15 protein-coding genes and 1 tRNA gene are annotated in these 24,203 nt (G+C 42.4%); 9 read left to right on the top strand and 7 right to left on the bottom strand.

The features are described 5' to 3' along the window. The first annotated feature begins 100 nt into the window (after window positions 1-100). The 9 genes from HMPREF2955_RS16170 (at window position 101) to HMPREF2955_RS05270 (ending at window position 14,562) form a co-directional block, all read left to right on the top strand. A complete protein-coding gene (locus HMPREF2955_RS16170) occupies window positions 101-253 on the top strand; it encodes a hypothetical protein (RefSeq protein ID WP_168166867.1) in 153 nt (50 codons plus the stop codon). A 933-nt stretch (window positions 254-1,186) separates the two neighbouring features. After that, on the top strand, window positions 1,187-1,768 hold the full coding sequence (locus HMPREF2955_RS05305; protein WP_019189009.1) for a hypothetical protein: 582 nt from the start codon (window positions 1,187-1,189) through the stop codon (window positions 1,766-1,768). 369 nt (window positions 1,769-2,137) lie between these two features. Continuing rightward, the gene (locus HMPREF2955_RS05300) at window positions 2,138-3,565 is read left to right on the top strand and encodes a tetratricopeptide repeat protein (protein WP_009230017.1); all 1,428 of its coding nucleotides are present in this window, start codon (window positions 2,138-2,140) and stop codon (window positions 3,563-3,565) included. 31 nt (window positions 3,566-3,596) lie between these two features. Next, a complete protein-coding gene (locus tag HMPREF2955_RS05295) occupies window positions 3,597-5,336 on the top strand; it encodes a DUF3575 domain-containing protein (RefSeq protein ID WP_070721620.1) in 1,740 nt (579 codons plus the stop codon). Between the two features lie 16 nt (window positions 5,337-5,352). Continuing rightward, window positions 5,353-5,922: a DUF3575 domain-containing protein gene (locus HMPREF2955_RS05290; RefSeq protein WP_009230015.1), complete on the top strand. Its 570-nt coding sequence runs from the start codon at window positions 5,353-5,355 to the stop codon at window positions 5,920-5,922. A 15-nt stretch (window positions 5,923-5,937) separates the two neighbouring features. Further along, window positions 5,938-8,343 (top strand): OmpA family protein, encoded by a 2,406-nt coding sequence (locus HMPREF2955_RS05285; protein WP_019189006.1) that lies wholly within the window; start codon window positions 5,938-5,940, stop codon window positions 8,341-8,343. Window positions 8,344-8,376: 33 nt separating this feature from the next. Next, window positions 8,377-12,753, top strand: a complete 4,377-nt coding sequence (locus HMPREF2955_RS05280) for a porin family protein (protein WP_019189005.1) — start codon at window positions 8,377-8,379, stop codon at window positions 12,751-12,753. Window positions 12,754-13,395: 642 nt separating this feature from the next. Further along, a complete protein-coding gene (locus tag HMPREF2955_RS05275; RefSeq protein WP_044260977.1) occupies window positions 13,396-13,980 on the top strand; it encodes a CHAP domain-containing protein in 585 nt (194 codons plus the stop codon). Between the two features lie 12 nt (window positions 13,981-13,992). Beyond that, complete coding sequence (locus HMPREF2955_RS05270; RefSeq protein WP_044260976.1) at window positions 13,993-14,562, top strand: hypothetical protein; 570 nt, start codon at window positions 13,993-13,995, stop codon at window positions 14,560-14,562. A 381-nt stretch (window positions 14,563-14,943) separates the two neighbouring features. Here the strand turns inward: HMPREF2955_RS05270 and HMPREF2955_RS05265 are convergent, their stop codons facing one another. The 7 genes from HMPREF2955_RS05265 to HMPREF2955_RS05235 all read right to left on the bottom strand — a co-directional run bounded on the left by HMPREF2955_RS05265 (window position 14,944) and on the right by HMPREF2955_RS05235 (window position 23,410). Then, complete coding sequence (locus HMPREF2955_RS05265; RefSeq protein WP_019189002.1) at window positions 14,944-16,239, bottom strand: Y-family DNA polymerase; 1,296 nt, start codon at window positions 16,237-16,239, stop codon at window positions 14,944-14,946. Window positions 16,240-16,242: 3 nt separating this feature from the next. After that, window positions 16,243-16,683, bottom strand: a complete 441-nt coding sequence (locus tag HMPREF2955_RS05260) for a LexA family protein (protein WP_019189001.1) — start codon at window positions 16,681-16,683, stop codon at window positions 16,243-16,245. Window positions 16,684-16,788: 105 nt separating this feature from the next. Beyond that, the gene (locus tag HMPREF2955_RS05255) at window positions 16,789-17,628 is read right to left on the bottom strand and encodes a DUF7281 domain-containing protein (protein WP_019189000.1); all 840 of its coding nucleotides are present in this window, start codon (window positions 17,626-17,628) and stop codon (window positions 16,789-16,791) included. Window positions 17,629-17,632: 4 nt separating this feature from the next. Continuing rightward, window positions 17,633-21,283 carry an ATP-binding protein gene (locus tag HMPREF2955_RS05250; RefSeq protein ID WP_070721618.1) on the bottom strand — a complete coding sequence of 1,217 codons (3,651 nt, stop codon included), beginning with the start codon at window positions 21,281-21,283 and terminating at the stop codon, window positions 17,633-17,635. Then, on the bottom strand, window positions 21,267-21,824 hold the full coding sequence (locus HMPREF2955_RS05245) for a condensin complex protein MksE (protein ID WP_070721615.1): 558 nt from the start codon (window positions 21,822-21,824) through the stop codon (window positions 21,267-21,269). Before HMPREF2955_RS05245 ends, HMPREF2955_RS05250 begins: the two co-directional genes overlap by 17 nt. After that, window positions 21,814-23,013, bottom strand: a complete 1,200-nt coding sequence (locus tag HMPREF2955_RS05240) for a hypothetical protein (RefSeq protein ID WP_070721613.1) — start codon at window positions 23,011-23,013, stop codon at window positions 21,814-21,816. Before HMPREF2955_RS05240 ends, HMPREF2955_RS05245 begins: the two co-directional genes overlap by 11 nt. A 322-nt stretch (window positions 23,014-23,335) precedes the next feature. Next, window positions 23,336-23,410, bottom strand: a tRNA-Arg gene (locus HMPREF2955_RS05235). Window positions 23,411-24,203: the final 793 nt, after the last annotated feature.

Below are 24,203 nucleotides of genomic sequence, written 5' to 3'. Positions count from 1 at the left end.
TTGGTGCTAAACGCAGTGCAAAATGCTGCTAAATACGAGGTAAAAAGCATAAAAATACACGCAAAAGGTATAAACAGAACCTTTTAGAACCATTAAAAACATGGCTAAAATGGGCAAAATAGCCATTAAAAAGTGGGGTTTTAGGGGTAAAAAGCGAGTAATTGGGTTTGAAAAATTACGGGCTGACAACCAAACTAGAAAGGCTAAATGGTGCAAAATGCAGGTCTTGCTCTTAAAAATGGACGAAACATAAGGCGTGAAAAGCTAGAAAAATAGGCTGTTTACCTCTTTTATGCGCTTTATTTTCACTAGAACGGAGAGAAAATCAGAGTGGTTTTGTAAAACAAAAGCAATAATTTAAGTTTTTGAGTTGATGACTTGTAGAGTTGATTTGTTTGTCAGTTGATGAACTTGTGAGTTTGCGAGTTTGTATGTTGATGAGTTTATGTATTCGGGTTTTGTTGTGTTTTCATGTGTTTATAAGCCAGTAAGTTGATTTGTGTTGTACTTCGTATATGAGAGGAGTGTTTATCTTGTGTTGGCATCACAAAGATTACAAACACCTCTCAATTTATAGGAATATTAAAGGTTAAGACGGTTTTATTGTGTATTAAAAGGTGTATTGTACAATGGTTAGTGATTTTCCTGGACTCTAGTGGTGTCGTTTAATGACTAATAAAGGCGATTGGTTAATGTTAATTCAGAAGTGCTCAAAAGGCTAAACAACTTGTTTCTTACCATTGGTGAAACAGTTTTTTGGTTGGTGTAGAGCTGGGCTTACTCTATTGTACGTTTCTTGCTCCTTGTTAAGAATAGCATATAACCACTTGTTATCTAGTTGATTGTGGTTATATTTTACGTTTATAGTATCTTTATATATGTATCTTTATTGGGCAATTACCTCTCTTTTCTCAATTGGCATGCTGTTTATCCCAGTGTTAATCAGTATTTTGTTGTTCTGTTTTTCTGTTATATTATTACTTTTATAATATCTTATTCGTTTTAACATGTTTTACAACAGAAATACCGAATAATTTACATTATTTTCTTGATTTTCTTTTGGGTGTTTCTTTTTTTTTGTAATTTTGCATCAGAAATAGTAAACGGGCATGTTCGTTTAAATTAAATTTATTACCATGATTGACATGCCAATCGTGTTATATTTTATATTTAATATTAAGGAAATATGAAAATGAGAAGGTGTATCTTGTCTATTGTAGCCGTAGCATTTGTCTCGGTTATGAGTGCCTCTGCTCAGTCTGAAAACCAAGGGTCTGCAGTGGCGGATGCCCAAAGGGCCGTAGCTGACGCTCAGAAGGCCAAGAGCGATGCAGCAAGAGCTGCAGCAGAAGCTGCAAAACAAAAAGCCGAAGCAGCAAAAGCTAAAGTCATAGCAGCTAAGGCCAAGGTAGAAGCAGAAAAAGCGAGAATGGATTCGGAAAAAGCGAAGGCTGAATCCGAACAGGCACGTGCTGATGCCGAAGCTGCTGAGGCTGAGGCCCAAAAGGCCGTAGAGGCTGCCAACCAAGCTAAGGCCGAAACGGAAAAGGCTATCGCTAATGCAAATGCTTGCAAGGCTACTGCGCTTAAAGCTCGTACGGAAGCAGCAAAAGCAAAGGAAATGACGGCCAAAGTTGCAGCGGAAGCTGCTAAGGCTAAGGCCGAGGTTGACAAAGCTAAGGCTGAGCTGGCTAAGGCTGGTGCTGACGCCGCTGCTGCAATCGAGACCGCAAACGCTGCTATTGAAAAAGCAAAGTCAACAAATTAAAGCTCTTTGTATCTTTAAACCACAACGATAGGATAACATTTCCTGTTGTGAGATGAGACGTCAGGGCCGTTTGGAGTCGTGACTTTCAGATGGCCCTGGCCTATCTTCAAAAAGACGTTAATAATCTAAATGACAACGAAGAACTATTCGTTTTGTTGTGTAGCTAATATCTTACGTTTATAATTCTTCTTTTGTTGTTTGCCTTGTTTTATGGCAGGGTTGACAGTATGGAATATTGCTGCTGACGAAATAATGAACTTCCTGCTTACTTTGCAAGGAGAATTGGAGTGAAGTGCCTTGATAATATAGTGTGCACAGTCCTGTCATTAGTCGACAGTCTGTTATTAAATTAATGGTGATCAAATAATTATGAGTATGACTAAAAAGTGGCTGGCGTTTGTTTTCTGTGCTATGATTAGTCTTCCTGTCTTCTCGCAGGACTATTTTTCGTATAATGACGATTTGCAGGTGATTGCTACGTTACTTACAAGCAGCCCTGACGCAGCTAAGAGTAGCGCGGAGAAATTCGCAAGTAAACATAAAGAAGACGGAGCCTTGTTGGCTGGTCTCGGTACGCTTTACCTTAGAGCTGGGCAATTGGATGAAGCCACCCATTATTTTTATCTAGCCCAAAGGTGTAGGCGTATTACCACAAAAGCCTTAAATCTAGGCGGAGATATTGCAAAGGCTAGGAATAGGCCCGACTCCGCACAATTTTATTATAGGAGGGCTATGTATTTTGACCGTAAAGACCCGGATGCGTATTACAAGTTGGCAGAGTTGTTGAAAGCGAAAGAAATCAACAAGTCCATAGAAACGCTTAATGCCTTGAAAAGAAACCGACCTGACCTAAATGTACAGAGGATGATGGCCGAAGTGTATTATACTGCAAACGACCTTACAAATGCAATTGCCGCCTATAAGAGTATTGGTATCGATTCTCTGAATGATAAGGAATTGATGCAGTACTCTCTAAGTTTGTATATAAAGAAGGATTATTCGCAATCCTTAGACCTTGCCACATTGGGGCATAAAAGGGCCTCAAAAGACCCTGTGTTTAATAGGTTACTCTTGTACAACAATACCGAACTGCAACATTTCGATACGGCTATCAGTAACGCTAACGATTTGTTTAACAATAGTAAGGATACTAAACCTCAATACCAAGACTATATATATTATGGTTATGCATTGAGTGGACTAGGAAGAACGCAGGAAGCGATACAACAATTTAATGTCGCTCTACAAAAGAATGGGAATATCCCTGGAATTCACAAACAGATTTCTGACGCATATAGCCGAATACATGATTACGACAATGCCATCAAGTATTATGAACAGTATGTTTCCAACTTGAAAGATACCAGCGATAATCGGGCTTACGAAATCTTCCAGTTGGGCAGGCTGTATTGGAGAAAGGGAACTTACGTCAAAGAGAATGAGAAAAGAACCGAGGAACAAACCAAGGCTATCGAACACGCCGCAGATTTGTTTGGTCAAGTTGCAACGCTACGCCCAAACAGCTATCTCGGATTTTATTGGCAGGGTAATGCCAATGCCATGCTTGACCCCGAGTACACAAAGGGATTGGCAAAACCTTATTTCTCGAAGGCTGCAGAACTACTTGAAAAGAGTGGGAGCAACAAAGACCATCTTATCGAATGTTATAAACAACTCTCTTATTATTATTATATAAAGAAGGAAATGAATTCTTCTGTTGAATACGCAGAGAAGGTGTTAGCATTGGATCCAGAAGATGATTTTGCTAAGCAGGTTGTGGCAACAAAAGGAAAGTAATTTGACAATGCACAGTTGACAACTATATGTTATGATGAATATGAAAGGATATAAACTGATACTTGCACTGACAGTCCAGCTCTTCGTTGGAGTGACAGGAGCCTTGGGTCAGGGCAATCAACTATATTACAACAAGGTGGATACCATGGAACTTCAAAACCGTTTCAATTTGAAAACGGATGCTGTCGGGTGGTTGACCTTGACGCCAAACTTGGGACTTGAATTTTCCTTAGGGAATAAAAACTGGAACCAATGGACTGTTGGTGTGTACGGACGGGCAAACTGGGACGTTAACACGCGTACGAAATCGTATTATGTGTATGACATTTTTGGAGCTCGTGCCGAAGTGCGTAAGTATTGGCATGCTAAAATGCCTAAACGAGCTTACTATATCGGATTGTATGGAGGTGCAAACTCTTTTGACATCAAGTTCAGTGATATAGGAAAGAAAGGTAACTCATTCGTTGGCGGTCTGATGGTCGGAATGGTCACGCAGGTTTATGGCTATACAAATGGAGCAAGCCTAGACCTGGAATTGGGATTTAGCCCTGGTGTTGTCTTCGCTGATATGCATGATTATACGCGACTTTACAAGGGTGGTAAGTATTACTATTCTCGGACAACAAGAGATACAGGATACAAACTGACTTTTAACCCTTGGGTTTATGCTGCTTCCGTAGACGCAGTTCATGTGTCTTTTGTTTACCACTTTGGTACAAAACTGGCTAACAGATATAAGAATCGGAATTTGATTGATAATGATTATCGCTTGGCCGTTGAGAAAGAAAAGATCAGAAGGGACAGCGTACATACTGTACAAGCAAAAGAGAAGCGCATAAAGATGGATTCGCTTGCTAAAGCTGATTATGAACGGAGGTTTGAAGAGCAACGCCTTGAAATAGAAAGGGCATATACGCAGGATTCTATTAGGCAAGAGAATAAGGCTCTGAAAGAAAAACAGGCCGTTGAACGTGAAGAAGCGAAACACCGAGCCGATTCTCTGAAAGAAGCTGCAAGAATTAAAGCGATGGAAGACAAGGCCAATGCTAAAATTACAGCTGATTCCCTTAAATTCGCAGAGAAAGCTAGGCAACTTGAAGAAAAAGAAAATGCTAAACGAACTGCCGATTCCTTGAAGTACGCTGCTCAAGAGCGTGCACGTGAACTTAAAGAGCAGAAAGCAATGGAACGTGAGAACGCTAAACGTACTGCAGATTCCATTAAAGTCGCTCAAAAAATGGAAAAACAGCAGAGCGAAGCTGATAAGAAAAAGTCTGATAGTTCTGCTCCGCAAGAAGATGTTGACACATCTCAAACGCCACAAGTAGAGGATACGGCTTTGCCTAAGGAAGAAAAAGATGGACAATCTAAGGAAAATCCTGAGAGCAAATCTAAGGACGATGGGCAAAGTACAGAAAAACCTGTAACCGAAGAGAAACGGGCGGAGGAGAAAAAATCTGAAACGAAAGAAACGAAAGAAGACCATGAATCACCAGAAGCAAAGCCTTCTGGTGAGAATGGGAGATCAGAAGAAGGCTCTGACAACTCTGATGACAAAGAAAAAGCAGAATCTGGCATAGTGAAACATGTTGGTGAAGCCAAAGTATTGGTCTGTGAAAAAGACTCGCGTAGAAGTTTGTGTCCATTCTTTGATGCAAACATGTTGAAGAACCTGAATTCCATTGGATACAGTTCCTATTCTGGTGTGTATCTAGGGCAGATAGATAGAAATGCGCTATGTGCCTTTGGGGATAGTTTCTCACAAAATTGACTAATAAGGAATAATTATGAAAATGGTAACTAAAAAAATAGGACTACTTCTGTTCTTGCTTGTTGGATTGTTCACCCAAATGCAGGCGCAGACCTTTGCCGTCAACTCTAACCTTCTGTTGCTATCCACGCAAACATACAATTTGGGTGCTGAGATAACCGTAGGTAATCACACAACACTTGGATTAAGTGTTTTTGGCAATAATAAGCCGTACTTCCACAAAGGCATGAGGGCAATTGGGGTACAACCTGAATTCAAATATTATTTCGGTGGTCGCCCAATGTATCACCATTATGTGGGTATAGGCCTTTTAGCAGCTGACTATTCCATTACATGGGGAAACAGGAAGTACGATGGAACGGCTTGGGGAGGCGGAATGACATTTGGATATGTCATTTCACTGTCTAAAAGATGGAATCTTGATTTTCATGGGGGAGTTGGTGCGATTTTTTCCCACCATAAAGAATTTATGGTTAATGGTGATGATTTGTTGCTAAACGACAATTCACAAGCCAAGGACGGCTTTTGGGAGTATCGCATCTTGCCTACTAAATTAGGCATAACCTTATCGTATACAATTTGGTAAACAATAGGAGGAAATATGATGAAACTAGAGAAGATTTTTATCTTGCTACTGTTTTTGGGGTTGTTTACTTTGAAAATGTCTGCCCAGGCTATTCATATAACTGGTAGCGTATCAAAATCTATGAAAGAAACGAATGGGCAAATTTCTGGTAAGATGCCTTTGTCTGTGCCTATTTATATCTTTGACAATAAGGCTGAAGCACGTAAGCAGGCTCAGTTATACAATTCACAGAATGGTATGTCAGGAAGTATAGTGAAAATTAAAAGTAATGATGTGGTGATTCCCGACTACGAAGGACACTTCGAAGCTGACATTTCCGTGGGTGGAGCAATGTTGTTGATAAACGAAGGTGCTCTTAAAATGGTTGACGTCATAGGAGGGAAACTCAATTATGACATTGTTTTCGCACCATCTCGATCAGATGGTATTCTCATCAAGAACGTTAATGTATTTGCTAAGAAGCAAGGCGTGGACTTTAAAGAGGTTCCACCTGTTGACGATGGTGAGAATATGCGATGGACTGTGGGCATATCTCTACCAGCATGGTATACCACTAAGCATTCTAGGTTGATATTCCAGCCGGTTGCAGTTAATACCAATACGGGAGATACCATCCAATATCTTGAACCGCTTGTATTTGAAGGCGATAAGTATCATCAGAATCAGATAAAGCGTAAGAGTTTTGGTTACGAAAGGAACGACTCGCTTCACGCATATTATGTTCCTGACAATGTGATGTCAAATGCACCATTTAGTTTCAGTTGGGATATAACGTATCCCAAACCGGACATAGACAAAAACTATAAATGGAAAGCTAAGCTGAGTTTGGAGGATTATACTCATGTGTATTTTAATGACAACAAAGAGGGAACTAACAACGTCCGACGCCCTTGGAAGATGCTTGACTTAGGTGCATCTGCAAAGCGCATAGAGCTAGATCCACGTTTCTTTGAGACGGTAAGGGCAAGACTATTAGAGGTACCACGAGATCTGCAAGTAACCTTTGTGGTAGGTAAAGATGAGTTGACCACTGACGAAGAAAACCAGAAAACGTTGGATTTTCTTATTGAAGAACTTCGTTCCTATGGTACTTCCTTGATGAATATCTCTGTGCAAGGTACTGCATCTCCAGAGGGGGGGCTGTCGTTGAATATAGAATTAGCAAAGAAAAGAGCACGTAAGATTCTGTCAATGGTTGGTAGTCATATTCGTAGTGCTAGTTTGACGGTTAAGGAGCCTCTGGTTTATACATGGGATGATGTAGCAGACTCATTAGTGCAGAGAGGTCAGGCTTCGGAAGCTGACGAATTGCGAAAATATGCGAAGGCAAAAGACTATGTAGGTATAAAGCGTATGACGACCAGTAATCCTATAATAGAGGAAATTATGCAGAACCAACGTTTGATGCGCAGTACATATACTTTGCGAAGGAATAAGATAATGGAACCCAAAGAAGCTGTATGGGCATATTATAATGACAACAGGTACAGACCTGGTGGGGAAGAGTATTTTTCGAATGGTGATTACTATAACCTCTTTACGCAGATTACAGACTCGGTAGAACTCCGTAAGTTGACACATCGTGCCTATAAAGAGAACATGTCGAGAAAAACTGCGAAGTTCAGTGCTTTTGCTGCCTACTTGGCTAACCGTATAGCCATAGAGCTGTTAGAGCAGGATTCTGTAAACCTCTCTGTGTTAGAGCCATTCGTAGATATGTCCTCTGGAGTTGAGGTACAAAGACCTGTTGCTTTTGAGAGTTCCTATATGTACACTGTGAACTTTAAGGAGGTTGTTGCTAATCAGGCTCTTATGTATTTGAAATCGAGAAAATTGAGCCATTCTGCACATTTGGCTAATAAACTTCCAGACACTCAGAAATTCCATGACCTAAAGATGTTCATAGATCTCGAATCGCTGTTCTTTAAACAGAACAAAACTCCTGAAGAGGAGCAGAGGGCATCGAATGCTTTGAATTTTGTGATGAACCAGAATCCGCTCAATAGAGCTATACTAAGTGTGGAATTAGCTCCTGAGCTAGGTATCACCTATGAGTCGCTCAATCCTTTAGTTGACTCCTTGCCAGATAATCTGGTTAAGAAATGGTATCTTAAAGGTGTGATTGCTGCAAATAACCCAGACATCGAACAAGAGAACGACTTCATGAATCTGATAAAGGAATTTGGCTCAGAAGCTGCGGTCAAGATGCAAACGAACGATACGCCTAGATTTTTGGCTTATTTCCAGCATTGTTTTGATTTGGATCCTTCATTTTATGAACGTTTCTTCAAGACTGATGGTAACATCACGGATGAAATACGTAAGAGATATCCGTATGTTGAAAGTAAAAAAGACCTGTATAGGGAAAAGTTTAACATGATGATGGTGAAGCCTGCTCCACAAGAAACGGCTTCTGAATGATAGAGTATGAATGTGATTTTAAGAAGATATACAATGAAAAAGAGAGTCCTTGTTGCAATGCTTGCAGGGCTACTCCCATTGTGTGCCAGCGCGTGGGTTAGCTCTCAACCTTTCAACAAACGTTTCTATATTTCTGTTCCTGATACCATAGCAAAGCAAGATACTGCGAAGATGGATTTGGAAGATTTGGAAAATATGTTACCCGACTCGGTGTTGGAAACCAAACAGGATACTGTAATGGGTATTCCGCGCCCGAAAGGTTACAATGGTCTTCGTTTTGTCCTGGACAAAAGACACCGTTATGCTGGCGACCAATTTGTTGATAGCGGTTTCCTTAGCCATACTTATGTAACGCTTGGCGGTGGTGTATCAGCTTTCTTACCTAATGATAAGTTTGACTATACTCCCATAGCGAATCTTCATGTAGGTATAGCCAAGGAACTCAGTCCAATGAGTACCATTCGATTGTTTGCCGAAAAGTCTTGGGGGTTCACCAAGGCGGCTCTAGGCTTTTCGTCAGTAACAACCTATAGTACTTGGGGAGGTGGAATTGATTATTTGTTTAATTTTAGCAACTACTTGATGGGAAACCGTCCCGACAGGCCTTTGAACGTGTTAGGTACAATTGGTGTCGGAGTGCAAACAGCAAGATTGAATGCTACGGAAAATACTTTCGTACCTTATTATGCTGAAAACTCGGCTTTGTCGTACAACGCCCGGTTTGGTATGCAGTTCAAGATTATGACTAGTCCGCATGCTTCATTGGCTTTTGAACCTTATCTGAGATTGGCTACAAGGACGCACGATCTTGTGAAGGGCACTGATTTTGAGAGCCTTGACTTGGCATACGGAATAAACATGTCGTATATATGGTACTTATGGCCAAATCTTTCTAGTGAGAGAGATAAGGGTAGTTTTCTAAGGCGTTTCAATGACAACGAACGATTCTTCCTCGAAGAGTATATGAAGAAACCATGGCGTAAGCCGTTCTTCTTTGAGTATAGTATAGGAGCAGCATTTCATAATCGCACTAACCTACCTATCATGAGCACCTTGGGTTGGAGTAGTAATGTGTATATGGGATGGTGGTTATCCTCAGCTATTGGTCTTCGTGCAGGTTTCCATGTCTCCAATGCAGATTGGGCGGATAGACCTGTGCGTGGTGATATAAAGACTAGGAGTATGATTGGCACTCGGGGGGTCGTGTTGGACATGCTATTCAATCCCCTAGGTTTTAAACGTGGATATGATTGGGATAGTAATGTAGGTTTCAACTTGTTTGCCGGCTACGAGTATGGCCAACAGAAACTGGCAAACGAGTGGCACTATGGCTCGTATAGTGGTAACTATGTGGGCTATCGTACAGGTGCACAAGTTTGGTTGAAACTATGTAACGACCTTAGGTTGAATGTTGAACCTTCCTATTCTTTTATGGAATTGTATAACGCCGTTAATGAGCGTAAACAATATGATGAAATAGGTCTTAAATTGGGACTGGCTGTACTCTTCCGTGATAAAGCTCATCGGGAGAAACTTCTCATCCCAGTTGATAGTGTGCCAGCTTCAATGCGAATGTCGCCTAACCGCGGTTTCTTTATTGGTATGGGATTTGGCTGGAACACAATGGTTAGGGCATGGAGATACACAGGTGGTGACGACCTTGCATTAAAGAATGCAGAATTCTTTGCAGGCTATAATTTCGATCCTTTCCATGGTTTTAGACTTAGTGCTGAATATTTGGGCGACAGAATACACACCTTAAATGAACTTGGCAATGGGTTGAATAATGAGAACCTTCAAAATATGATGCTTTCACTTGACTACCAGTTTAACATCATGAATGCATTTGCAGGGTATAATCCATATCGTCGGTGGAATGTTTATTTGTATGGTGGTCCAACTTGGGCACGAGGTGATGCTAGGCAATTGGCGTTTAACTTCGGTGGTATGTTGACATACAGCTTAACAAGTAGTTTAGCTCTGTTTTATAACCACACTGTCTACAGAATGCCCAAAGGTCGTTATGAGAATAATCAAATATATGGTAATGATGGTACGTATGTGAATAGTCTTAATGTTGGAGTTTTATATACCATCAATCAGCCTATCCGCGATGTGCTTCTAGGGATTAGTCAACTCACTAAGTCAGACTATTCTAGGCAACCTTTAACGTTTGAGTATAGTGTTGGACCTTCTTGGTACAACAATCTACCAATCTCTACTGGAAGTTCACTCGGTTATACAGCCAACACCTACTTGGGGCTATGGTTAAACTCAGCAATTGGTATGAGGGGTGGAGTCCACATCAGTAATGCCGATTGGTTTCATGATCTTAATGAACCTCGGAAAAACCAATTGGGACTATTGGCGGGAACTGTTGATTTGATGTTCAATCCTCTTGGGATTAGAGGCAAATATGATTGGAATATGCCAGTTGGTTTCAATTTGTTCATGGGAACAGGACTCGGAAAGATACGTTTCGTGACAAGTAGAATGACAGCTTACGAGACCAAGTTCCATGAATTTAGAATGGGTGCACAATTGTGGATGAAGATGACTGATGATCTTCGTTTCAATGTTGAACCAACATTCTCTAGGATGAGGGGATTTGAGCATGGACGAGTTGCAAAACATGTAGATGAGCTTGCCTTAAAGCTTGGTGTGTCTATGATTTTGCGTGATAAAGCCGATAAGGATAAGACAATAGAGCTTGATAGTGCTACACAAGCTCGTGTTCGTTCGCCTCATGGTCTCTTCTTCGGAGGTGGTTTTGGTTGGAATACAACAGTTCATACTTGGCGACACACAGGACGTGGATTTGACCTCTTGAAGAACGGCCTTCTGTTTGCTGGATATAACTTCAACGAGTATCATGGTGTGCGTTTAGGCGGCGAATATCTGTACGATTATGTCTGGAATGATTATAATGGACCAGGCATCTACGAGAAGCAGGAGTTTAAGAATACGATGTTGTCGCTTGACTATCAATTCAACATTCTCAATGCCATAGCAGGTGTAAGGCCTGGACGTAGATGGGAGGCATCCCTATATTTGGGACCAAGCCTTGCTTTGGGCGAGAAAGGTACAGATTTAGGATGGAATTTTGGTGGTATTCTCTCGTATCAACTAACGAAAGAACTATCCGTGTTCTATAGTCATACTGTTTATCGCATGGAGAAGAATAGGTATAAGACAGCACAGGTTTATCGTACTCCTGGAACATATGTCAACAGTTTAAATGTTGGTATTATATATAATATGAGTGGTTCTTTGGGAGATGGAGTTGGCTCGTTTACATGTGATTATGAACATAAACCCGTAATATTCGAGTATAATGTAGGTCCAACTTGGTTTAACGGTCTTGAAGTATCTAGGGCAAGTTCAATGGGATTTACTGCAAACGCTAATCTTGGCTGGTGGCTAAATTCGGCATTAGGCGTACGTGGTGGTATTCATGTAAGTAACGCTGATTGGACGAACGACGCTTCTGGTGAACAAAGATATCTGTTAAGATTCTATGCTGGAACTTTGGACTTGATGTTCAACCCGTTTGGTTTCCAGAAGAAATATGACTGGAACTCGACAGCAGGACTAAACCTGTTTGCAGGTGCAGGGACAGGCAATATAAGGTTTGTAACTGGCCAGTCGTCAACTCATGAGAGCAAGTTTAATGAGTGGCGTTTAGGAACACAAATCTGGTTGCGTTTAGCTGATAACCTACGATTTAACATCGAGCCAACATATTCGCTACTTAGAGGTTTCGAGAAAGTGCAATCTGTTGCGAAGACAGATGAATTATCCTTAAAATTTGGCTTGTCCCTATTATTAGGTAAGAAACTTGCTAATAAAGAAGATGTTTCTTCATCTGATGCTTCGCAGATTGATTACAACCCTGCCAATGGATTCTATGTGGCTGCTGGTGGTGGATGGAATACCACTATACATACGTGGAGAACACGTGGGCAAGAGACCCCGTTCTTTAAGAATGCCTTGCTGTTCTTTGGTTATAGATTTGGCGGTTATCATGGTGTACGTGTTAGTGCCGAGTTTATGCAAGATAAGGTGTGGGAAAAATCGGGAGCCATACTGGAAAAGAAAGAATTTGAGAATAAATTATACTCACTGGATTACAACTTCCATCTCTTGAATGCCATTGCTGGTATAAATCCTGCAAGACGATATGATGTTTCGTTGTACCTAGGTCCATCTTACGTACAAAGTAAAGCTGGAAATGGGTTAGCATGGAATCTTGGTGGAATAATATCTTATAATGTAAGTTCTAAGATGGCGTTATTCTATAGCCATACTATCTATCGTATGGATAAGAAACATTATCAAAGTTCTCAAATTTACACTAAGCCAGGAGCTATTGTAAACAGTCTCAACGTAGGCCTTCAGTACAAGTTCTGACAAAAGTTTAAGGCAACACATTAATTTAATTGCTCAATATTCTATCAAGGAAGGGGATGTGTATTTAATAGCACATCCTCTTTTTGTTTAGTTACCCTTTTAAACAAAAAAGGAGAGGTCATCTCAACTTTCCCTTTCCTTTTACCTTTCCCATCGGGTTGAGTATAAATGCGAGATAGTTTACTTCTTCCACGCTACTGAGCCTTGGTTCAAGCCTGTTTTATGCGTTTCTGTATGAGCTTATCCAGGTTTTATTTTTTGATGCTGACCTTGCCTTGTTAGGAATCTCATCAAGAGGAAAATCTCTTTAGCTTCATTGTGCTTGTTGAAGCACATGTTGTTGAAGGACTCGTATTTCTTGCCTATCTACCAAAACAGTCTTGCATCAAAGTCTGCGTCTGTATTGAGAAAGCGTCCCAACATGTTCAATTTGAGAATCCATGCAGGCCTTGATGTTTTTTTTCCACTTGTGCACATTCCAGAGTATTCTCTGTCGTTTTTCTATCTCCACAGGATTTTAAATCACGATTTTTATGTAAATTTGCCTAGTACTTCATACATGAGGGAGGGTAGTATTAGTTTGGAAATACATGGATGAAACCTCTCTTCTATTTGTGTAATTTCAAAAGTTAATATGATTTCATGGTAAAAAAAGTAATATATTATACATTGTTTGGAATTATCCTGTTGGTGACAAGCTATTGGTGTGTTACTCATGTTAATTTGAATCCCACATTAAGCAGGGGAGTTCCTATTGATAGCCTTGATGGTGTTTACGTCTACTATAATGGAGGCACAGGCCAATCGTCTGGACGGAATATCATTGATGGCTATAATGTAGGAGTTCGATACCAATGTGTGGAATTTGTGAAACGATATTACTATCTGCATTACCACCATCGTATGCCCGATACCTATGGACATGCGAAAGCCTTTTTTGACAAAAAGTTATCCAATGGTTCCTTAAATACTGCTCGAGCACTTTTTCAGTATACGAATGGAGACCGTGTTAAACCTCAGAAGGGTGATTTGTTAGTATTTGATTCCTACATACTCAATCCCTATGGGCATGTCGCAATCGTTTCTAGGGTTACTGACAGTAACATAGAGATTATTCAGCAAAATCCAGGTCCTTGGGGGAAAAGTCGGGCTTGTATTGAGTTGCAAAGAAATGGCAAGAGCTGGCAGATAAAAAACAATAGAGTTCTTGGTTGGTTAAGGAAATAAGGAGTACCTTCTATGAACAAAACTATGATATTTATAACTTGTGTGTTGTTTTACCTTTCTTGTGGGTGGTCTAACGCCCACTCTATGGATTCTGTTCAGCAATGCCAAGATACTCTTTTTATTTTTGCAGAAGAGAATGATACATCTTGTGTCTCTCATTTGATGTTTCTACATGGATGTTTTGAAGAAGAACTGATAAAGGTATATTGTTTGGATGGCAGTTCCATAGATTTTTTGACGAATCTAACAGGGCAGGATGGGCGAGGAAAGATTGGTGTATATGCCGTTTACAATGCAGCCACAGATGAGAGCAATTTCCTCTTCTTCGATTATCTTGCTAAGCAAGCATACATCACACCTGCATATTTCTCGGAAAGTCTGCCTGTATATACATCTTTAAACCTTAAAAGGGGGGATGTGATATTGAGAACTATAAGCCCCCCGTCAAATAGACGCCAAGGCACATTGATGGAAGAAACACAAGCGCATACCACCAATGGAAAAAACTATTTGTACGTCAAAGTAAAATTGAAGATGTTACACAAAGTGTCACTGGCTAACGATGCCAAGAAATCCAAGTAAAATCTGCTGTGTATAAGGCTTGATTTAATTTTTAACTCGATGAAATCGTCTTGACTTTTAATGGATGTCCAGCAACCGCTTGTTCTGGCGGTCGTAAGCGTACGTGTTTTCCGTGCCGTTGCCCATGCGCGTGTATACAATATAATCGTTTTTGTTTGGTTTCCAGTAAGAAATTTAACATTATGAGTGCCCTTTCCGTACCCACCAACCGCTCACCTTGCCGCAAAAAATCGATTTTCGCGAGGCTTGGCTTTGATGCAAAATGGGGATGGTTGTAAATGCAGGCAAAATGAATTTCTATTTCAAAAAGCTGCCATTTGCACCAATTTGGTTTAGCAAGACAACTGTAAGCTCTCGTCAGCCTAGCAGTTAGGATGCGTGTTATTTCAATGTTATGATATCCTTCCAGCGGGTGGTTGGATTCTTGCTCCTAAAATCATGTTTAATGGCATTAGCAAAGGAACAAGCTTTTCCCTCACAGCCTTTGGATGTATATTGTTGACTACCAAGAACGATGAACTCAGTACCATTAACTTTGTTAAGGCGGTCGACGACGGCATCCAGTCGGCGCATTTTCTCAATCTGTTCGGCGGTTATGTCGAAGAAGTCTTGCTGGATGGGTGCATTTGGCGCAATCCCCATGACTATAACGCCCGCTTTCTTATAGCGATAATCTTGTCGATATAATTTTTGCAGCACATTGTTGGCGGCCTTTACAATGGCTATGGAGCTGTTAGTGGGCGTAATGAGTCGCATTTCTTGAAAGTTCCAATATTGTGGTAGGTCCTCACGGAAAGCATTGGTGTGGAGGAATACGCCAACGATAGAGGCAACTGTTCCTTGCTGGCGCAGTTTTTCTGCACATCGGGCGGCGAAGTTAGATACGTGGGTGCGCAGGCCATCAAGGTCTGTTATCATATCATTGAAAGAGCGACTCATACAAATAGATTTCTTTTTAGCCAGTTCCTCATTAGGTATGCAATCTTCTCCGTTCAGTTCGCGCCATGTTCGTTCAATCACAATGTTTTTAAATGTGGCTCTTACCCACGAAAGATTACACTCAGCGAAATCGAACGCCGTTTTAACGCCCATAGTTTGGAGGCGTGTTGCATAACGTCGTCCAATCCCCCAAACCTCGCTAATAGGAAAGAGTTTCAGTGCCTTAACACGTTTCTCGTCGTTGTCGATTAGGCAACAATGATAGTATCCCTGATATTTTTTTGCAAAATGTCCTGCCATCTTTGCAAGCGTCTTGTTGGGAGCGATGCCAATACTTGTTGGCATGCCAACGCTACGCTTAATCCTCTTGTGTAGCATTTCTCCCCAACCCTTCAAGTCCAACTCTCCTGTTCCATTAAAATAAACGAAACACTCGTCGATGCTATATCGGAAGTATGCCGGCGATTCTTTCCTGATAATCTCCACTACGCGTCCTGTTAATTCGCCATATAGTTCGTAATTTGACGAAAAAACAGCGATGTCTTGATTAGGAAACTGCTCTGCTAGCTGGTAGTAGGGCATGCCAGCTTTGATGCCCATGCGCTTGGCCTCGTTCGAACGTGCCACCACACAGCCATCATTATTGCTGAGCACAACAACGGGTTTGCCATTCAGGTCGGGCCTAAATACACGCTCGCACGACACGTAGCAATTATCGCAATCAACAATACCGTACATTTCCTAGTATTTTCTCCAGTTTTTAATCGTCCAAACAACCACGCCCCACACCTCAAAAGCGTCGTCTTCATCAATCCTTATGGGCTTGAAGTTTGAGTTGGCCGGCCGCAATTCTATATACCCTTCCTCGCGATGGCTAAGGTCGAGATACTTGATGGTGAACTCTTCGTTGATGTAGCCCACCACAACATCCCCGTCTCTTGGGTCAATAGAGCGGTCGATAACGGCAATGTCTCCATTGCATATGCCAGCCTCTATCATCGAGTCTCCTTCCACTTTGCCATAGAATGTGGCCTCGGGATTGCGTATGAGGTCGTGATTGAAATCGAGTGTCTCGTGTATATAGTCCTCGGCAGGCGAGGGGAACCCTGCCTTTACTCCTTCGGCGATGGGCAATTTCAGTTCTTTTTGGAAGTCGCCCCGGATGATTTGAATACTCGTCATGTATAAAACTTTCTGTTTTTATCTAGTTCAGAAGAATTTCCCCGAGCACGGCAAGTCTGCTTTATCGGATAGTTCCTCCTTGGCATTACTCAGCCCAACACCTATTTATATATATCCCTCTTGGTCGTAACCTTTTCGTTCTTGATGGATGAGCGTTATTAGTTGTCCAAGCTCTGGCACATCGGTCTGCATATCTTTAAATAGGGCATGCTGCTCGTCATATCGCCGGCTAGACCCCGATTTCAATCGGGCGGCAATGTCAGAAGGAATTAAGAACGATGCGCGCGCATTTCCAATATGTCGTTCAAACTCTGTCAGAAAGATGTGTATTCCTGCCAAGTCGAAATCGCCGAAATGCAGATAACGATTAGGTATGCCCGTGAGCCATTTCCTTAGGTCGTTGGATTGTGGATAGCGCGACACAAAAAGAGTTTTCGTGGGCAGTGCATGCGCGCGCAGATAACCCTCAAAAAACTTCTTTTGCTTGCGAATTAGCCTAAAATTCTCCATGTTCTCTATTCCGATAACGATAACGTCGGCAGGTATTCTAAAACCCTCCCATTGTGTCACGAACAAAAAGCTACCCTCATGCGGATTAACCACAAACGGCTCACCATTTAGCAGACACGCAATGGGTTCGTAGCTGTTAACAGGAAAACCGGGACACGAACGAACCGTCATCAACTTCGAATTACCCGTTTTGTTGGCCATAGCAGCACGTGTTTCTGCGTTCTCCACTTCAAGTACACGATAGTTTTCGTCCTTATCTGTAAGAAACCTCTTCAGCGTTTCAATGTCGCGAGCGCGGTACGACTTCCTCGAACCACGAGCAACAACCATAAGCAAGCCCTCCGACAACAGTTCTTCGAGTAGCTTTCCACCTATCTTTGAGCCTGCCACCTGTTCACCTGCCACCAAACTTTGTATCGCTTTTCCTATTGCCATAATCTTATGGGTTACGTTTCAACAATTTTTCCACTCGCGTTTTCACGCCTTGCTTGCTCAACAAGTAGGTATATCTATAGTCGTAAGGATTGTATGATGTTGGAGAACTGTTGATAAGATAAATGTTACGCGAGGTGGCAAATTGCAGAATGCCCTTGATGTTGTTCGGGTGCAGCCGTCCAATCTCGTCCATCATGCAGTGCACGATGAACTCTCCACTCTTTCGGGCAGCCTTTTTCTTAAACACATTGATGAGCATGATGTTCACCATAGCCTTCACCAAAATGTCTGTACCATCAGAACCAACATTGTTGATGCGCTCAACCCAATTGGTGTCGTTGTCGTTTTCCTTTACGCGAAACTGCAAGCGGAATGCGTCGCCCAGCGAAACTGTTGTTCGGCTTGGTTCGTTCTGCAACTGATGCGAAAGACTTTTAAGGTAATCCACCACCTTACAGTTCACCTCATCGCGATTATCGCTAGAAAAAAGGTTCAGCTCACCAATCGAGAGAGCATTCTCTGCGGTGTAGTTGTGAATAGACATGAGCAATTGCATTAGCCTGTCCGACGACTCGTCTGCCCTTAGTTCAATGCTTTTGATTACGCCGGCAAAATTCTTCTCAACGAAGTCGCGGTTAATGTCTAGTATTACGCCATCTACATCCGACCTCCGTTTCAGCAAACTGCCAATCTCGGTAGAGATACGGCCGAGAATGTCCTTGTAATGCTCGCTGGTACGCCTACGAAACTCCTCAATCTTGTTATTGTCCATGAAGTCTTGCAAGTCGGCAGCTATTTGCAAGTAATCGTTGTCTGTAATCGGCATCGTGTTGAAGTTGAACGCGTTTTGCGGCTTAAAGTTTCGGTTAAAGTTCACCACAGCGTCTTTCAGCCTTTCAATCGTTTCACGTTTCTGGTTAACCGAACCCCTCAATTGGCTCAACAGCTGTTGGCAGTCTTGCTTAGTTGCAACCATTTTGTTGTCCGAAAGCAGTTTCTCGGGAACAAGATGTTCGTTCTCCACCATTTGGCGATACAAGTTCAGCCCCTCGCGGCGGCGAGCAAGGTCTTTAATAATGGCCTTCTGTCGTTCTTCCTGTTCCTGCCGTTTCTTTGCCACCCTTGTTTGCTTGTCCTCATATCGCTTACTCATCCTGGTTAGTTGCAGCTCAATGTCCTTTATTTCCTTTCTTATTTCGGGTTCCTTAGCAAAAAGGTTCTGTTGAGCGTCGCGATACCTAATTACCATAGGTCGTTCATTGTCTATTTGTTTTAGCAAAGCCCCAAGTTGTTCTATGGCCTTGCGATATTGTCCCAGCAAGTTCACGTCTACGCCTTTTCCCGACAACTCTGTCCTTTGTTGCTCTTCCAATTGTTTCTTTTGGTTGGAAAACTCTTCATGTCTAGCTTTTGTTTCTGTTTCCAAAGCCATTTGAAAAGCGCGGAGTTTGCTTTCAAACTCCTTCGATTGCCTGTTGAAGTACAAGTCCAGTTCTTTTAACTCCTTCTTATGCCGTGTTTCATGTCGCTCCCGTTCATCCTTCTCTGCCTGCACACAAAGCAGGGCCGCGTTAAACGCCCGTTCGCGTACCTCCTTTTCTTGTTCAATCATATCCTGTTCGTCCATTTTCAGCTTGTGCTGTTGGTTTTGCAGGTCTTGTCGTTTCGTTGGCATCTGTTCCTCTTCCACCCTTAACAGGGTTGCATTTTGGCGCAAGGGGTCTAGCATTGTGGCATACTTCTTTCTGAGTTTCGATGTCTCTTTTTCAAGCGTAAGGGGTAAATCGTTCAGTTGGCGGTTTATCTGTTGCAGCTCTTCTTCAAGCCTTTTCTTTTCTTTTCGATATTCGTCGGGAGTTCGATGTGTCGCACCAACATCTGATAAGTTAAGATGCACGCCAAACAAACCCTCGGCCGAAGTGTCTAGCCTTGGTTCCAAACCCTGTGCGTACAGAACTCTCTCCTCGTCAACCACCTTGCCGATAGTGCTTTCCCATCCCTCTACATTATTGTTCAGCCATTGGTATAGCGAACCATCCCAATGCGACAACAAGCTCGCTATCTTTTCAATTTGCTCGCGACATAATGTGCGGCTAGCCTCAAACCGTTCTTGTTCGCGCTGCGTACTCTTTTTCAGTTCGGCCTCCTCCATTTCAAATTCGGCCGTAAGTTGCTCTATTTTGCTTTTTACAACAGCCTGCTGTGCCGCATTTTCCTTCTCCTTTATATCTAGCAACCTAATTTGTTCCGCTATCGTTTGCATCTCGTTGGCCAAGGGATGCCACTGTTTTAGTTCTTTCTGCGCAGCGTCAGCCCTATGTTGTTCGGCCTGCAACGTCTGCAAGCGTTCGTCCGACTCGTATCGCCATGCCGCAAAAGCGTCTGTCCTTTGGTTTCTGTTCTTCGTTCGTTCGTCTTCCAGCCGCTTACGTTCTACTTGTATTTTGTCTTGTTCGTGGTAGAAACGTTCCTTTTGGTCATTGTCGAATGCTTGTTGTGCATTCTCCAATTTTGCTTTGGCAATGTTGTATTTCTCTTCAATCGAGGCATGAGTCTTCAACAAGTCGTTTAGCAAAGCTTGCTTATTGTCTGCCTCTTTCTTTATCGTGTCTTCCCGACTGGCAAGTTTCAGTTTGTCTTCTATGCCCATAGCCTCAAATTCTTTTCTTGCCTGCAACACCTCATCTAACTTTTGTTTCTTGCCGCCCAGTTTCTGGTTAAGCGAGTTATTCTCCTTATAATATTCGGCCGTAAGTTCCTTTTCGCGGTTGCGTTCTTTCTCTATGGCCGCCTTGGTTCCTGCTGCATCAGCCTCCAACAGCGGTATCTGTTGCTCGTTGTCGGCCACCGCATGGTTCAACATGTGCCACACATCCCTCAGTTGTTGGTCCAAAGCCACAACCTTTCTACCTTGTTCTGCAATCTTCGATGCTTGTTGTCGCACGGGGTAGCTGCCGTCTCGTGCCTGCTTAAACCAGCAGTCAATCTCATCATACTCGCGTTCAAAGCTGGTCACAAGCCGGCGGTAGGTTTGTAAGTCAACGGGCACTTCTTCGTCGGCCATAGATTGTATGATGGTATTCTTCACGAAGTCGGCATCAAGCTTAGTGTTCAAAAAAACGTTTTGTATACTTCGGGGTATGTTCTGATAGTGGGTGCTTTGCACCAGCGCATAGCGTGTGTACTTATTGTCGCGCGTGTTGCCAAAGATGATGTCTCTGAACATCACGCCCGAGTCTATCCTTGCCGTTACGGCAACGTTCTTGTCAATGCGTTCGCGTATCTTCACCCAGTCGCTCAGCACCTGTTTGTCTTCGTCTACCAGCCATTCGCGCTGATAAGGCGCATCAATAAATCGCCACGACGCACGCCCTTGATACCGACTTACCAAGATGGTGTATGCGCCATTGTCGCGCATCACCTCGTAAAGGATGTGCGAATTAGATTGGCGGAAGTAAAACTCGTCAAACGATTTCTGCCCTTGCTGAATGCCCAGCCTATGTTTGTCGGCGTTATAAAAGAACAATAGCGCGCGCAACACGGTGCTCTTGCCCACGCCTTGCGTACCTGTGAAGTGCACGTTTCCGTCTACCGAAATCTCGGCATACGGAATGTTTGCGCTATTCACAAACACAATTTTATTCAGGAACTTCATCTTCGTTGGCTATTTGTATCATGTTAACAAGTTCTTCTGCATAGCGAAATGCCGAAGTAACCTTGTATGTCTCGTCTTGTTCACTGATGCATTCGGCAAAGCCCATGTTTCCCATCTCTTGCAGCAGCTTGTTTACAATCTCTAAGTTAGAACCCACACCATATTTCTTAAACAAGTGTCTGGCTTTCTCCTTCAATTCAATGTCAAGGCTTATCTGTTCTATCAGGTTGCTCTTGCGAAACTGATAGCCGGCCGTAAACGACTGGTTATAACATTTCAGAAAATCAAGGTAATCTAGCCACTTGGAAAAACTCTCCAGCTTGCTTTCTATGGCTTGTTTGTTTTCCGCCGTACGCGACAGGTAGAAGTATCCGTTGCCACTTTCAAGCCTTAACCCTATTTCCTTAAAGTAGTTGGCATAGTCGTCCATATTCTCTTCAATGTCTTCATACAGATGCCTAACCGTACTGTTTGTACTGTCCACCGATAGAAACTCTCCTCGGCTCAGTCGTTCGTATATTCGTTGTGTATTATTTCGCATAGACGATGGGGTATTCAATATCTTGATAAGTTGCATATTCGCCAGTAAGCTTACATTCGTCAGCATGTAGTATAACCAGTTGGCAAAATAGGGTGGCGTGGTCTTCAATATTGCGCTCAGCCTTATAGTTATATGCCAGAACGAACTCAAACAGGTTGTACCCCGATGCCGCAAAAGCGTTCCACACCTCCGCAGGGTCCACCTCCTTCAATTGTTGCACATGTTCCTGCAAGTCTTCGTCGGTTAGTGGGTCCGCCTCTGTGCGTGCTGTTTTCTGCACACCGTTGCGTTCTGCAATTCGCCTTAGCATCTTTGCCGTCTCCTCGTTCTCTCTCAGCATTTCCAGCGATAAGCGTATTTTGCTGTACTGCCTACCTTCCATCCATAGCGGGTTCATGTCTTCAAGCACCTGCACAATGTTCGTGTCGGTTTTGATAAGCAGTTGGTCTTGCAGGTATTTCAGCTTGCGTATCTTCTTATACAGCTGGTTTTGCAAGTCAATTTGGTTGATGTACACAATAATCTGCCTATCAATTTCCATCAAGGCGTGATAGGTCTCAACGAAATCGTGCCTCACGTCGCTGCATGTTTTAGCCATGTGTGGGTCGTTGGCCATGATGAAGAAAGCCTGTTCTGTGTCCATCAGCTTTTCGCACTCTTTTATCATTGCTCGTATGCTGTGGCTCTTTTCGTCCAGGTTTTTCAGTCGTTGTTTCTTTACGTTGTAGGTAGGCTCTTGCTTATAGGCATTATCCATGTTGCGTTTCAGGTCAACCACATTCTTTAAAGTTCTAAATCCCGTCTTTTTCAACAGTTGCCTTACGCTGTCTTGATAGCCGGCCTTGCGGTTAACGTTGTTTTCTTGCAGAAAATAGCCGATGTGCTCTTTCAGCGTGTTGATACATTCTTGCACGCTCAACACGCTTATTTCTTCATTCACGTTCAGCACCTCTTCAAAGAAGTTCAGGTAGTCGCTTTCAATTTCAACGGTGTTACCTGTTTCCACAAGCACGCCATAGTCCACCAGACGTTTTAGTCGGGTTTCGTTTCCTCCCACCAGGTCGACGGCCAGCCCTCGCGGAAACTTCAACAGTTTTCGCTTTTCAAACATCTCGCTTAGCAATGCCTGTTCGCGTGCGAGTGTCTTTGTTAGTTCCTCTATTGTTCTGAAATGTGTCAGAATGTCCATAGCAAGTAATCTTCCAATGAAACAACTCCGTTGTGCGATCCCCCGAATTTAAGTGGGTTATACCCTTCTTAGCAATAGATAAGTAACTTGGCATTTAGTTGTTTCGTGCCATTTGCTTATTTATGTATTGCAAGAAAAATGTTCTGCGCAACATGTTGCTAAGGCAAAAGTACGAATAATATGCGAGAAAGCCACTCTCTGGGATAAAGAATTGTTTGTGCCACCTTAACGCTCACACTGTCAATGTAATTGTTTGGGGCAAAGACATACATTGGTGTAATAACAAAAAGAGGAACACCTGTTTTGGGTGTCCCTCTTTCAGTGATTCCGTTGGGGTTCGAACCCAAGACCCACAGCTTAGAAGGCTGTTGCTCTAATCCAACTGAGCTACGGAACCAGTATTGCAACGCCTAATATGCGCGTTTTGCGGTTGCAAAGGTATGAAAAAAAGGGGGGATGGCAAAATATTTCGCGATAAATGTTGAAGTCGTCTTGACTTTTAGTATTTCTGTAAATTGAGAGGAGTGCAGGCTTATGAACTCACGAAAGCCCAACAACTCCCGAAGACATCAGCTCACAAATTCACAAACTCATAAACTCACAAACTCATCAACCCAAAAACTCATCAACTCAAAAGCTCCCCAACTCAAAAACTCATCAACTCAAAAGCTCACCAACTCAAAAGCTCACCAACTCAAAAACTCACCAACTCAAAAACTCATCAACTCAAAAACTCATCAACTTAAAAGCTCTCCAACTCAAAAACTCATTAACCCACAAACCCTTCAACTCAAAAAGTTAAATTATTGCCCTTTATTTTACAATACCGCACTAAATTTCGCGCCGTTCTAGCGAAAATATAGGGTATAAAGTAGGTAAATTGCCACTATTTCTAGTCTTTTACACCTTCCAACATGTTCGTTTTTAAGAAAAAGGGCTGCATTTTGTACCATTTAGCCTTTCTAGTTTGGCTAAAGGCTCATAATTTCTCAAGCCCAATTACTCACTTTTAACCCCCAAAACCTGCTTTTTAACAGCTATTTTGCCTATTTCAGCCATGTTTCTCATGGCTCAGAAAGGTTTTGTTTATACCATTGCAGTGGATATTTATGCTTTTCCTCTTGCGTTTAGCTGCATTTTGCACTGCGTTTAGCATCATTTTACCTTGCGTTTAGCATCAAAACGCACTG

Source organism: Prevotella sp. HMSC073D09 (assembly GCF_001814145.1).
In the GTDB taxonomy this organism is placed as follows: Bacteria; Bacteroidota; Bacteroidia; order Bacteroidales; family Bacteroidaceae; genus Prevotella; species Prevotella conceptionensis.
This window is presented reverse-complemented; position numbering and strand designations above follow the sequence as displayed.